The 12,319-nt window shown below is 65.1% G+C and carries 14 protein-coding genes; 5 read left to right on the top strand and 9 right to left on the bottom strand.

Features of this window, described 5'->3' with window-relative positions:
- Positions 1-14 precede the first annotated feature (14 nt).
- Genes FNA67_RS19770 through FNA67_RS22350 form a run of 3 tightly spaced genes read right to left on the bottom strand, consistent with a single transcriptional unit; the run spans position 15 to position 1,627 of the window.
- Positions 15-605, bottom strand: a complete 591-nt coding sequence (locus FNA67_RS19770; protein WP_170267406.1) for an SCO family protein — start codon at positions 603-605, stop codon at positions 15-17.
- Between the two features lie 19 nt (positions 606-624).
- The gene (locus FNA67_RS22355) at positions 625-1,206 is read right to left on the bottom strand and encodes a copper chaperone PCu(A)C (protein ID WP_244616407.1); all 582 of its coding nucleotides are present in this window, start codon (positions 1,204-1,206) and stop codon (positions 625-627) included.
- A 46-nt stretch (positions 1,207-1,252) separates the two neighbouring features.
- Positions 1,253-1,627 (bottom strand): hypothetical protein, encoded by a 375-nt coding sequence (locus FNA67_RS22350; protein WP_244616406.1) that lies wholly within the window; start codon positions 1,625-1,627, stop codon positions 1,253-1,255.
- A 168-nt stretch (positions 1,628-1,795) separates the two neighbouring features.
- Between FNA67_RS22350 and FNA67_RS19760 the strand changes: the two genes are divergently transcribed.
- The 5 genes from FNA67_RS19760 (at position 1,796) to FNA67_RS19740 (ending at position 8,181) form a co-directional block, all read left to right on the top strand.
- Positions 1,796-2,383 carry a HupE/UreJ family protein gene (locus FNA67_RS19760; RefSeq protein WP_244616405.1) on the top strand — a complete coding sequence of 196 codons (588 nt, stop codon included), beginning with the start codon at positions 1,796-1,798 and terminating at the stop codon, positions 2,381-2,383.
- Positions 2,384-2,553: 170 nt separating this feature from the next.
- Positions 2,554-3,090, top strand: coding sequence for a 50S ribosomal protein L19 (gene rplS, locus FNA67_RS19755; RefSeq protein WP_049706793.1), 537 nt, complete (start codon positions 2,554-2,556; stop codon positions 3,088-3,090).
- A gap of 157 nt (positions 3,091-3,247) precedes the next feature.
- Positions 3,248-3,919 (top strand): PadR family transcriptional regulator, encoded by a 672-nt coding sequence (locus FNA67_RS19750; protein ID WP_170267374.1) that lies wholly within the window; start codon positions 3,248-3,250, stop codon positions 3,917-3,919.
- Positions 3,920-4,084: 165 nt separating this feature from the next.
- Entirely contained in the window at positions 4,085-6,988 is a 2,904-nt protein-coding gene (locus tag FNA67_RS19745; protein ID WP_147657810.1) for an FAD-binding and (Fe-S)-binding domain-containing protein, read from the top strand.
- The gene (locus FNA67_RS19740; protein ID WP_147657808.1) at positions 6,988-8,181 is read left to right on the top strand and encodes a class I SAM-dependent RNA methyltransferase; all 1,194 of its coding nucleotides are present in this window, start codon (positions 6,988-6,990) and stop codon (positions 8,179-8,181) included. Before FNA67_RS19745 ends, FNA67_RS19740 begins: the two co-directional genes overlap by 1 nt.
- On the opposite strand, the gene rlmH is transcribed toward FNA67_RS19740, so the two are convergent.
- From rlmH to proB, 6 genes are all read right to left on the bottom strand, one after another.
- Complete coding sequence (gene rlmH, locus FNA67_RS19735) at positions 8,178-8,663, bottom strand: 23S rRNA (pseudouridine(1915)-N(3))-methyltransferase RlmH (RefSeq protein ID WP_147657806.1); 486 nt, start codon at positions 8,661-8,663, stop codon at positions 8,178-8,180. The two genes, FNA67_RS19740 and rlmH, sit on opposite strands and share 4 nt — an antisense overlap.
- A gap of 22 nt (positions 8,664-8,685) precedes the next feature.
- Complete coding sequence (gene rsfS, locus FNA67_RS19730; RefSeq protein WP_147657804.1) at positions 8,686-9,012, bottom strand: ribosome silencing factor; 327 nt, start codon at positions 9,010-9,012, stop codon at positions 8,686-8,688.
- 108 nt (positions 9,013-9,120) lie between these two features.
- On the bottom strand, positions 9,121-9,258 hold the full coding sequence (locus FNA67_RS22010; protein WP_170267373.1) for a hypothetical protein: 138 nt from the start codon (positions 9,256-9,258) through the stop codon (positions 9,121-9,123).
- Positions 9,248-9,889, bottom strand: a complete 642-nt coding sequence (locus tag FNA67_RS19725; RefSeq protein ID WP_244616404.1) for a nicotinate-nucleotide adenylyltransferase — start codon at positions 9,887-9,889, stop codon at positions 9,248-9,250. Before FNA67_RS19725 ends, FNA67_RS22010 begins: the two co-directional genes overlap by 11 nt.
- Positions 9,886-11,172: a glutamate-5-semialdehyde dehydrogenase gene (locus FNA67_RS19720; protein ID WP_147657802.1), complete on the bottom strand. Its 1,287-nt coding sequence runs from the start codon at positions 11,170-11,172 to the stop codon at positions 9,886-9,888. The genes FNA67_RS19725 and FNA67_RS19720 overlap by 4 nt, the downstream gene beginning before the upstream one ends.
- A complete protein-coding gene (gene proB, locus FNA67_RS19715) occupies positions 11,169-12,317 on the bottom strand; it encodes a glutamate 5-kinase (protein ID WP_049706787.1) in 1,149 nt (382 codons plus the stop codon). The genes FNA67_RS19720 and proB overlap by 4 nt, the downstream gene beginning before the upstream one ends.
- Between the last annotated feature and the right edge of the window lie 2 nt (positions 12,318-12,319).

The raw sequence follows: 12,319 nt of genomic DNA, 5'->3' as shown, positions 1-12,319 counted from the left end.
GGTGCGGTTAGGCGCTATGCCTTGGCCAGCAGTTTCCTTAGTTTCTCGACGGCGACGCTTGAAGCTTCCTGGTAGGCGATCGTGCCTTCGAACTCGCCCTTGGAATTGAGCAGGAACACCGAGGCGGTGTGGTCCATGGTGTATTCGCCGTCCTCTCCCGGCACTTTCTTGGCGTAGATGCGCCAGGCCGAGATGATCTTGGCGATTTCCTCGGGCGTGCCGGTGATGCCGGTGACGCGGTCGGTCACCGAGCTCACATAGTCCTTGATCACCGCAGGGGTGTCGCGCTCGGGGTCGACGGTGACGAAATAGGCCTTGAGCGGCTTGCCCTCGTCGCCCAATTCCTGGAACCAGACAGCCATGTCCGAGAGCGTGGTCGGGCAGACGTCCGGGCAATGGGTGTAGCCGAAGAAGAGCATCGAGGGGGCGCCCTTGAAGGTGGCCTCAGTTACTGGCCCGCCATTGCCGTCCACGAGGCTATAGCTGCCAGCACCGAATGTGCCCGGCTGGCCCGGGCCGGGGACCTTGACCAGGAAATAGGCCGCTGTCGCGATGAGGGCCAGGGCGACAACGGCCGCCCAGAGCCCGATACGGATAGTGCGCAGGGTCATTGCCTAAATACTCCTACATCTTCATCTGGTCATGGCCGGCGGGCGCTTCGGCGTTGGCAGGCATGACAGGAAGCTCAACCTCTACCGAACCCGCCTTTTCGAAGGTCAGCGTCACCGGGACCTTGCTGCCCTGCTCGAACGGGCCGTTGAGCTTCATGAACATCAGGTGCAGCCCGCCCGGAGACAAGGTGACCGATTGCCCCGCCGGGATCTCGAGGCCGTCGGGCAGCTCGCGCATCTTCATGACATCGCCTTCCATGGCCATCTCGTGGATCTGGACCATTGCGGCGGCAGGGGAGGTGACCGAAACCAGGCGGTCAGCGGCCGAGCCATTATTTGTAATGGTGACATAGCCGCCGGCCACGGGCTGGTTGGGCAGGGTGGCGCGGGCGAAGGGGCCGGAGATTTCGAGATCGCCGAGCTTGACCGGCGCGGCCATATCCATGCCGGCCACCTTGTTGTCACCCGCGTCGGCCTGGGCCATGACCATGGCCGACCCGCCAACCCGCTGGGCGTGGTCGTGAGCCTGGGCAATGCCGGCAGCGGAAATCAGGAAGGAGACGCCCATCGCGGCGCCAAGGGAGAGCTTGTTCATTTCGACGATTCCTTGAGTCTTGAAAGAGGTCGTTAGGCCGGAGGAATCAGGCGAGTGGCGGGCCCCGAGCACTGTGGGCGGGACGGAGAATCTGCCGGGCGGTGCCAGCCGCGGAAGCGTCGTAGCGGACGCCGGCAACCGCCAGGAACGCCGGCTCTGCACAGGAGGGCGCCGGCGGCAGGTCGAGGTCGAAGCCAATGCGGCAGGCATGGCAGGGCGCATGCGGGCCACGGTCGCCATCGACGTCCTGGGCGCAGAGCACCGGGATGGTCCCGTCGGCCACGACATAGGGCGTGAGGTCCTCGCCATAGGCGACAGCCAGGCCATGATCGTGACCGGTGAAGTTGAGGCAGACCAGCGCCATCACGAGCAGGGCCCGGATCAGGTCTTTCGCCAGCAATGTCCGCTCGGTCAGGCGCAAGGGCGGTCTCCATGGACGGGCGGACGTGTATCCCAAGCGCCTATCGCTGTCATGCGGCAAAAATGGCGCAGGGCGTTGAAATGGTGGCCCAGACCTGCCAAGACTCCGCTTGCGAGAGTTGGGAAGCCGTTGGCACTGATAATGGGGCAGAGCCCCGCAAGGAGCAGCATGCGCGCGCTTTTGGTATTCCTCGTTACGGTTCTCGTTCCGACAGCCGCGTTCGCCCATACGGGGCACGGGGACACGTCCGGCTTCATCCACGGTTTCATGCACCCGGTGGGCGGCCTCGATCACATTCTGGCGATGGTGGCGGTGGGCGTCTTCGCCTATGTGCTGGGCGGCAAGGCCCTTTGGCTCGTGCCGCTGAGCTTTGTGGGCATGATGATCGTCGGTTTCGGGCTCGGCATTGCCGGGGTCGACGTGCCATTCGTCGAACTGGGCATTGCGCTTTCGAGTGTGGTGATCGGCGGCGCTGCGGCGCTGGGTCGTCCGATGCCCGTTGCCGCGGCCATGTCGCTTGTGGGCGTCTTCGCTATCTTCCATGGCCATGCGCATGGTGCCGAAATGCCCGAGACCAGCGCCGGGCTCGAGTATGCGGCTGGCTTCGTCCTCGCTACCGCCCTGCTGCACGCAGCCGGCATTGGCGCGTCCTTTGCGGTTGCCGGGCTCCTGGGCCGGTACGGCAAGGCCGCGGCGCGGATAGCCGGCGTCGCCTTCGCTGCGGGCGGCCTGGGTGTGCTGGCGGGCTGGCTCTGACAAGAGCGTGCCGCCCCTGGCGGGCGGCACATGCCGAATTGCCCGAAAAGCCTAGACTCGCGGGCCGTTCTGCTCTATAGGCCGCCTCACACAAAACCTCCGTGCAACCAAGACCGGGCGAAACAGGGCGAAAGCCCCTCAATCGCTCCTGTGAAAAGATCAGGCGGATCATGACCAATATCATCGAACAGCTCGAAAAAGAGCAGGCCGACGCTCTTGCGGCCAAGCGTGCCATTCCCGAATTCACCCACGGCGACACCGTCAAGGTGTGGGTGAAGGTTCGCGAAGGCGAAAAGGAACGTCTCCAGGCCTATGAAGGCGTGGTGATTGCTCGCAACGGCGCAGGCCTCAACGAGAGCTTCACCGTTCGCAAGATTTCCTATGGCGAAGGCGTGGAACGCGTGTTCCCGGTGCTCTCGCCCAATGTCGACCGCATCGAAGTCCTCAAGCGCGGTAAGGTCCGTCGCGCCAAGCTCTATTACCTGCGCGATCGTCGCGGCAAGTCGGCTCGTATCTTCGAATCGACCAACGCGCGTACCAAGAAGATCCAGGACGACGAGCGCAGCGCCGCTCAGGCCGCCAAGGAAGCCCGCGAGGCCGAAAAGGTCGCCGCCGCCCAGGCCCTGGCAGCTGAAGTCGCAGCTAAGGAAGCTGCCGAAGCCGCTGCTGCCGCCGAAGCCGCTGCTGCCGAGAACAAGAGCGAATAAGCTTTCGCCGCAAGGCAGGCATTGGAAGGACCCGGTCGCGAGGCCGGGTTTTTTCTTGCCCGTTTCGTGGTGATAGACAGATCGTAAGATATATCTTGACGAATGTAATGGCCGATACCATCTTACGGCTAACGTAAGATATATCGGAGAACACATCATGCGATTTGACAAACACCATCATCATGGCGACGAGCGCTTCAACTGGCGTCGTTTCGAGGCCATGGGGCGGCGCGGCTTCGGCGGTCGTGGTGGCCCGGGAGGTCCCGGTGGGGCCGGTGGCTTCGGCGGCGACTGGGGCCGGTTCGGGGATAATCTGCGCATCGGCCGCATGCTCGCCTCGGGCGACCTGCGCCTGGTAGCGCTCTATCTCATCGAGGAGCAGCCGCGCCACGGCTATGACCTGATCAAGGCCATCGAGGAAAAGTCTCACGGGCTCTATTCCCCCAGCCCGGGCGTCATCTATCCGGCCCTCACCTATCTCGAGGAAGCCGGCTACGCGACCGCCAGCCAGGAAGGCAACAAGAAGGCCTATACCATTACCGAGGAAGGCCGGACCTATCTCAACGACAACCGCGAGGCCGTGGCCTCGACCCTCGATTTCCTGGGCAAGGCCGGCGAGCGCGCCAAGGAGATGCGCGAGCACATGGAAGCCCGCGGCGGCCGTGACCGCGACATCCCGGGCGTGCTGCCCGAAGTGAATGAGGCCCGCCGGGCACTTAAATCCGCCATTGCGAGCGCGGTGCGCGGCAGCGAGGACCAGCAGCGGCGCCTGGCGGAGGTCCTGCGCCGCGCCGCCGAGGAAATCGGCAAGGACGACGTCGACCTGTAAGAGGTTGCCGGTCGGCGACGGAAGGGGCTCGGCCGTGCCGGGCCCCTTTTTTGCATGTTGGGTCCGGTGCCCAAATTCGGGTTTGGTGCGATCATCACTATTGGCCATGCCTATCCAATTGGTGATAGACCACCGTCCTGACCGTTGAGGGGTTAGGATTAGGCCGTGAACGTCGTTACCCGTATCGAGACCGATAAGCAGCAAGCCGCCCGCCGCATCGTCGCGCGCCTGGAAGGGCGCCTCGAAAGCAAGCGGATGATGATGGATCCGCTCTACACCTACGCCTATTCGGGTGATGCCAGTTCCTACCGGATGATCCCGGCGCTGGTGGTCATCATCAATACCGAAGATGAAGTGCGCGCCGTCCTCGAAGCCTCGCGGGCAGAGGGGCTGCCGGTGACATTCCGCGCCGCGGGAACCTCGCTCTCGGGCCAGGCCGTCACCGACGGCGTGCTCGCTGTTCTCGGCGACGGCTGGCGCAAGATGCGCATCCACGAAGGCGCCGACCAGATCACGCTGGGGCCCTCGATCATCGTCGCCAACGCCAACAAGGCGCTAAAACCCTTCGACCGCAAGATCGGGCCGGACCCTGCGAGCCAGGCCACCTGCAAGATCGGCGGCGTGGTCAACAACAATTCCTCGGGCATGTGCTGCGGGGTGGCGCAGAACACCTATCATACGATGGCGCGGTTGCGCGTGATGCTGACCGACGGCACCGTGCTCGATTCGGGCGACCCAGCGAGCCGCGAGGCCTTCCGCGCCATGCGCCCCGACCTGCTCTCGGCGCTGCATGACCTCCATCACGAGGTGATGGCGGACCCCGAACTGGTGGCGCTTATCCGCAAGAAATACCGGATCAAGAACACGGTTGGCTACTCGCTCAATGCACTGGTCGACTATCACGATCCGATCGACATCCTGATTCGCCTGATCGTGGGGTCGGAAGGCACGCTCGGCTTCGTCTCCGAGGTTACCTACAACACGGTGCCCGAGCATCCGTTCAAGTCAACGGCGCTGGTGCCGTTCCCCGACCCGCATTCGTGCGCCCGGGCCATCACCAAGCTCTCCAATGGCGGCGTGCATGTGACCACGGGCGTGACGGCGGCGGAATATATAGAGCGGCGCGCGCTCGAAACCGTCATCCACCTGCCGGCCATGGCCCCGCTATTGCCCTATCTCACAGCCAATTCGCCGGCCGTGCTCATCGACGTGACGGCGCCCGACGCCACCACGCTCGAGATGGAAGTGGCCAAGGCGGTGGCGATCCTCGCCAGCGAAGGGGCCACCAACATCGACTTCTCGACCGATGCCGAAAAGTCGGGGGCGCTCTGGGATATCCGCAAGGGCTTCTTCACCTCGGCGGGGGCGGCGCGTCCCAAGGGCACCTCGATGCTCACCGAAGACGTAGCGGCGCCCATCGACCGACTGGCGGATTTCGTCATCGACCTGCGCCAGCTTCTCGACGACCACGGCTATGAGGATGCCGTCATCTTCGGCCATGCGCTGGCGGGCAATCTCCACTTCCAGATGGCGGACGATTTCTCCAAGCCAGGTTCGGCGGAAAAGTTCGACGCCTTCTCGCACGCGCTTTCCGAACTGGTGTCGATTAAGTACCAGGGCTCCCTAAAGGCGGAGCATGGCACTGGCCGCGCCATCGCCGCGTTCGTCGAGGCGGAATGGGGCCGGAAAGCCTATCTGCTGATGAGCCGCATCAAGCTGTTGTTCGATCCCGAGCAATTGCTCAGTCCGGGCGTGCTGATCAATCCGGACCCGCAGGTCCATATCAAGCATCTCAAGACCATGCCGCTGGCCGATCCTCTCGTTGACCTGTGTATCGAGTGCGGCTTCTGCGAGCCGGCATGCCCCTCGGCAGGCATGACGCTTTCGCCGCGCCAGCGCATTGCGGTGACGCGCGAGCGGGCCCGCCTGCGGGCGAGCGGGGAGGACGATGCCCGACTTGAAGCGCTCGACGACCAGTTCGTCTATCCGGGGATGGATACCTGCGCGGCGTGCAATCTCTGTTCGCTGCGCTGCCCGGTCGGCATCGAGACCGGCACGATGATCCTCGGCCAGCGCGCCGAGCGCCGCGGCGGCGTTGCCGACACCGTGGCCCATTGGGTGGCAGGGAATACCGGGGTCGTGGAAGGCTTCATGAGAACGGGTGTGGGCGCGCAGTCGCTGGCCCGCAAGGTGGTGGGCGACGCCTTTGTCGACGGCGCTTCGGAAGCGGCTCGAAAACTCACGGGCAACCGCATTCCGCGCGTTTCGGAAGCGTTGCTGCGGGGGCCGGGCGCGCCGAAAGCGGAAAGCGTCGAACTGCGCGACCATCCCCGGGAGACCGGCTTTCCGGTGCCCATCGCCAAGCAGACCGACAACACCATCGTCTACTTCCCGTCCTGCGCCACGCGCATGTTCGGCGCGCCAAAGACCACCCTCGACCTCCTGCCGACGACCGAGGCGATGGTGACGCTGCTCAAGCGCGCGGGCTTTAACGTTATCGTGCCTGATCATCTGGACGGCCAGTGCTGCGGCCAGCCTTTCCTCTCCAAGGGTTTTCCCGACGAGGCCGACCGGGTCGGCGCCCGCCTTGATGCGCATCTGGGCAAGTTCACCGACGATGGTGCCGTGCGGGTCGTGACAGATGCCTCGACCTGTTCCAAGCACATGAAGGAGCACGGCCAGGTCAAGGCGCTCGACAGTTCCGAATTCCTGCTGGCCGAAGTGTTGCCGCGCCTCAGGATCACCCGGCCGGTGCCGGTAGTCGCGGTGCATCACAATTGCTCGGCGCAGCGCCTCAGGGAGCAGTCGGCGACCGAAGCCCTGGCCAAGGCCATGGCCGGGCGCATGGCGGTGCTCTCTTCGGTCACCTGCTGCGGCTATGCGGGAGACAAGGGGCTCTTCATCCCCGAGCTCAATGCCCATGCCACACGCTTCGCCAAGGACGACATTCCGCCTGATTGCGAGATCGGCATTTCCACGGTTTCGACCTGTGCGTCGGGTCTTTCCGAGCGCGCCGGCATCCCCTTCGTTTCGGTGGCGAGCCTGCTCGAAGCGGTGAGCCGGCCCTGATGAGCGAAGTCGCCATTACCGGAATCGGGGCGCGCGGCGAGGGGATCGCCGAGGTCGCGGGCCAGAGAGTGTTCGTGCCGTTTACACTGCCCGGCGAAAGCGCCGAGGTCGAGGTGGAGGGCGACCATGCGCGCCTCGTGCGCCTTCTCCAGTCCAGCGCCGAGCGCGTGGAACCGATCTGCCCGCATTTCGGGGCCTGTGGCGGCTGCCAACTCCAGCATCTGGGGCCTGGGCTCTATAGGGACTTCAAGCGCGGCCTCGTCGAACTGCCGTTGCGCCGGGCGGGCATCGACACTGCGGTCGGCGACCTCATCGATGCACAAGGGACGGGCCGCCGGCGGGCGACCCTTCATGCGCGCAAGGAGGGCTCGGGCTATATGCAGGCGCGCAGCCATCAGGTGCACGATCTCGATCGCTGCCCGATCCTGGTGCCGGGGCTCGGCAAGGCCAGCGATATCTGCCGGGCGATCCAGACCGCAATCGGGGAGTGCGATGTCGCCATCACCGCGACCCGCACCGGGCTCGACGTCGCGATCCGTGCCGAGAAGGCCCGGGCGAGGCCCGAGCGCGTGGCCCCGATCGCAGAGAGGTTCAGCCTGGCGCGGCTCTCGCTCAACGGGGAGATGCTGCTGCTCAACCGCATGCCGGTGGTCGGCATGGGCAAGGCGCAAGTCGAGTTGCCGATCGGCAGCTTTCTTCAGGCTACCGAGGCCGCCGAGGAGACGTTGGCCCGGCTGGTGCTCGAGCCGCTGGGCAAGGCCAAGTCGGTCGCCGATCTCTTTTGCGGCATCGGCCCGTTCGCATTGCGCATCGCGGAGAGCGCCAAGGTCTTTGCCGCCGACAGCGACAAGGCGGGTATCGCGGCCCTCTCCAAGGCCGTTCGCAATACGCAGGGGCTCAAGGCGGTCACCGCGCAGGTGCGCGACCTTTTCCGGGAGCCGCTGACCCAGTACGAACTGGGCGGGTACGACGCCATCGTTTTTGATCCCCCGCGCGCCGGGGCTGAGGCGCAGGCCCGGGAACTGGCCAAGGGCAAGGTCAAGACCATCGTCGGCGTCTCGTGCGATCCCAAGACGTTTGCGCGTGACGCGGCAATCCTCATCGCGGGCGGCTATCGGCTCGAGAGCGTGACGCCTGTCGATCAGTTCGCCTGGTCGACCCATGTGGAGCTGGTCGGGGTATTCCGGCGCTAGTCGCCGCGATGGTAGGGGTGGCCGGAGAGGATCGTCGTGGTCCGATAGAGCTGTTCGGCCAGCATGATGCGCACCATCTGGTGCGGCCAGGTCAGTGGGGAAAAGCTCAGCACTAGGTCGGCGCGCCTGACGAAATCGGGGTCCAGCCCGTCTGCGCCTCCGATGACGAAGCTCACGGCCGGCTTGCCGTCGTCGCGCCAGCGCGCGACCCGGTTGGCGAGATCTTCCGAGCCGATACCCTTGCCGCGCTCGTCGAGCGCCACCACGACCGTTCCTTGCGGAAAGGCGGCCGTGAGGGCCTTGGCCTCCTCAAGCTTGCGGGAAGGGGGACTGCCGGCGCGTGACTCGCTGAGCTCGGCCACGTCGAACCCGGTCAGGCCCAGCGGCTTGCCGCCGGCTACCGCGCGCTCGAGATAGCGCGCGACAAGTTCTCGTTCGGGCCCGGCTTTCATGCGCCCGACGGCGGCGATCTGAATCCGCATGACGGGTCAGGTCACGCGGAGATTAGTGCGCGTCGGCGGCGAACTCTGCCTGCCACATCTTCTCGATGTTGTAGAATTCCCGAACTTCGGGACGGAAGATGTGGACGATGACATCGCCGGCATCCACCAGCACCCAGTCGCAATGGGGCAGGCCCTCGATGCGCGGCTTGCCGTAGCCGGCCCCACGCAGGGCTTTCTCCACCTGGTCGGCGACGGCGCCGACGTGACGGTGCGAGCGTCCGGACGTCACCACCATATGGTCGGTGAGCGAGGACTTTCCGGTGATATCGATAGAGACAGTCTGCTCCGCCTTGGCGTCGTCAAGGGTCTCAAGAATTACGTCGATCATTGGGCGTTCCGCGGCGGCGGCAGATGGTTCGAAGGATGGTCTGGGGGATGTGGTCATCAGCAAATGGCCTGTTCCCCTGCTTCACGAGCATGGGTCATGCGTGGTCGATCATTCCTTGGTTTCGGGTTCGAAGGGGTCGTTGTGCAGTAAGAATTGCGCTTCATCCCATTCAGTGACTTCCAAAGTCACATCGCCAATATGCGCCTTGCCTGTGCGCTCTGCAAGGGTCGGCGCGTCATTTGGCAATTTTGGCATCCTTGCGTTGCGCCCGGATGACCGATGAGGAAAGCCCGGACATGATGCCGTGCAGATAGACCCAGGCCGGCGGTTCGCAGGTGGCGAGGAGCGGGGCGTCGTCCTCGTCCAGCCGGTAGCGGGCGAAGGCGGTGGCGGCCAGCGATCCCGGGGCCTTGCGCGAGGACCCGGGGCGCACATAGACAGCCATGGGCAGCATGTTGGCGATCTCGCGCCAGCGGTCCCATTTGTGGAAGCTCACCATGTTGTCGGCGCCCATGATCCAGACGAAGTTGCGGTCGGGCAGGGTCTGGGTCAGGAATTTGAGAGTGTCGTAGGTATAGCGGAAACCGTGCGCGGCCTCGAAGCCCGTCACCTTGATACGCGGATGGTCGAGGAGGGCGCGGGCGTCCTCCACGCGATCCCTGAGCGGGGCCAGTTCGTCATGGTTCTTGAGCGGATTGCCGGGCGACACCAGGAACCAGACGGCGTCCAGTCCCAGGCGCTGCAGGCATTGCTCGGCTACCAGCAGGTGCCCGTCATGGATGGGATTGAAGCTGCCTCCGAAGAGGCCGATCTTCATGCCGCGCGCAGAGAGCGGCAGCTCGGTGATACCGGGGATCTTCTGGACAGGGAACCTCAAGGACGGGTTTGCCCCGTGCCTTGCACCAGGTACTTGAAGCTCGTCAGCTGCTCAACGCCCACAGGGCCGCGCGCATGCATCTTGCCGGTGGCGATACCGATCTCGCCGCCGAAGCCGAACTCGCCACCATCGGCGAACTGGGTCGAGGCGTTGTGCAGCAGGATGGCGCTATCGATGCGGCTGAAGAACTTCTGGACCGATACCGGGTCCTCGGAAATGATCGCTTCGGTGTGGTGGGAGGAATAGGTGTTGATGTGCGCGATGGCGTCATCGATGTCGGGGACGACCTTCACCGAGATGATGGCGTCCTCGTATTCGGTGCGCCAGTCCTCTTCGGTTGCCGCGATGGCCGCGGGGACAAGGCGCGTCACCGTTTCGTCGCCACGAATCTCGCAACCCTTGGCGATCAGCGCATCGATGACCGGCTTGAGATGGGACTCGACAATGTCCTGGTGCACGAGAAGGGTTTCGGTGGCCCCGCAAATGCCGGTGCGGCGCATCTTGGCGTTGACCACGACGCTCACCGCCATGTCGAGGTCGGCGCTCTTGTCGATGAAGGTGTGAACCAGGCCCTCGAGATGGGCGAAGATCGGGACGCGCGCCTCTTCCTGGACGCGGGCGACCAGGGTCTTTCCGCCACGCGGCACGATGACGTCAATATTGCCGCCAAGCCCCTTGAGCATCTCGCCAACCGCTTCGCGGTCGGTGGTGGGAACATACTGGATGGCATCCGCCGGCAGGCCGGCGGAGGTCAGGCCCTCCACGAGACAGGCATGGATCGCCATGGCCGAGTGCACGGAGTCCGAGCCGCCGCGCAGGATCACGGCGTTGCCCGACTTGAGCGTCAGTGCGCCCGCATCGGCGGTGACATTGGGCCGGCTTTCGAAGATGACGCCGATGACGCCAAGCGGAGTGCGGACGCGCTGGATGTGAAGCCCGTTCGGCCGGTCCCATTCGGCGATCACGGTGCCTACCGGATCGGGCAGGTCGGCAATGGTGCGCAGGCCGTCCACGATGCCGTCGAGCCGCGCTTCGGTCAGCAGCAGACGGTCAAGGAAGGCCTTGGTCATGCCGCGCTGGCGGCCGGCTTCCATGTCGCGCTGGTTCTCGGCGAGTATCTCGGGGCGGTGCTTGTCGATCGCGCGGGCGGCGCCGATGAGCGCGGCGTATTTGCGTTCGGCGCTCGCCGTGGCGAGCACGGCAGCGGCCCTGCGGGCGCGCTTGCCCATATCGGCCATGAGCGCCTTGACGTCGTGCTTCTCGGCCAGGTTGTGTACGCTCATCTCGTTGCTGCCTCCGCCCCCAGGAGCAATACCATATTATCGCGATGCACCAACTCGGCTCTGTTGCCGATGCCGAGCAGTTCGATCACCACCGCGCTTTTCTTGCCTTTGACGAGGTTGGCCTCGTCGCTGTCGAGGCCCGCCAGGCCCCGGGCCACTTCGTGCCCATTCGGGTCTAGGATCGAAACGGCGTCGCCGCGCGAGAACTCGCCGCGCACCCGCGTGACCCCGATAGGCAAGAGGCTCTTGCCGGTCATGAGGGCGCGGGCGGCCCCGGCGTCGACCTCGAGCGAGCCGGCGACCTCGAGCGTCCCCATGATCCAGCGCTTTCGCGCCTGGGCCCGCGACTGCACAGGGTGGAAAAGCGTATGCTTGCCGCCTTCGACCAGCGCCTTGAGCGGGTGGTCGGCGGTGCCCTTGGCGATGATCATGGCGGTTCCAGCCTGGGTCGCGATCTTGCCGGCCTCGACCTTGGTGGTCATGCCGCCGCGCGACAGGTGGCTGGCGGCGCCGCCGGCCATGGCCTCGATCGCCGGGGTGATGGCAGCGACTTCGCTCAGGTGCGTGGCCGAAGGGTCCTTGCTCGGCGGGGCGGTATAGAGCCCGTCGATATCGGAGAGCAGCACCAGGCAATCGGCCTCGATCATGGTGGCGACACGCGCCGAGAGCCGGTCATTGTCGCCATAGCGGATTTCGGCGGTGGCGACGCTGTCATTCTCGTTGATGATCGGCACTGCACCGAGCGAGAGCAGCGTGGTGACGGTGGTGCGCGCGTTGAGGTAGTAGCGCCGCTCCTCGGTGATATTGGGCGTGATCAGAATCTGGCCGGTGATGATGCCGTGTTCGCCCAGCGTTTCCGCCCAGGCCTGGCTCAGCGCGATCTGGCCGGCCGAGGCGGCGGCCTGGCTCTGCTCGAGCGTCAGGGCAATGGCGTCGAGCTTGAGGAGCCGGCGTCCGAGCGCGATGGCGCCCGAAGAGACGATGACGATGTCCCGTCCCTCGGCCTTGAGCGCGGCGATGTCGCTGGCCAAGGCTCGCAGCCATTGCGTACGCAGCTTGCCGGTCTGGCCGTCCACAAGAAGGGCCGAGCCGATCTTGACCGTGAGGCGCCGGTAGGGCGCCAAAGCATTGTTCCCCCCAGACATTT

Origin of the sequence: Youhaiella tibetensis, from assembly GCF_008000755.1 — a bacterium.
In the GTDB taxonomy this organism is placed as follows: Bacteria; Pseudomonadota; Alphaproteobacteria; order Rhizobiales; family Devosiaceae; genus Paradevosia; species Paradevosia tibetensis.
Note: the sequence above shows the minus strand (reverse complement) of the source record. Positions and strands in the feature narration are given on the sequence as shown.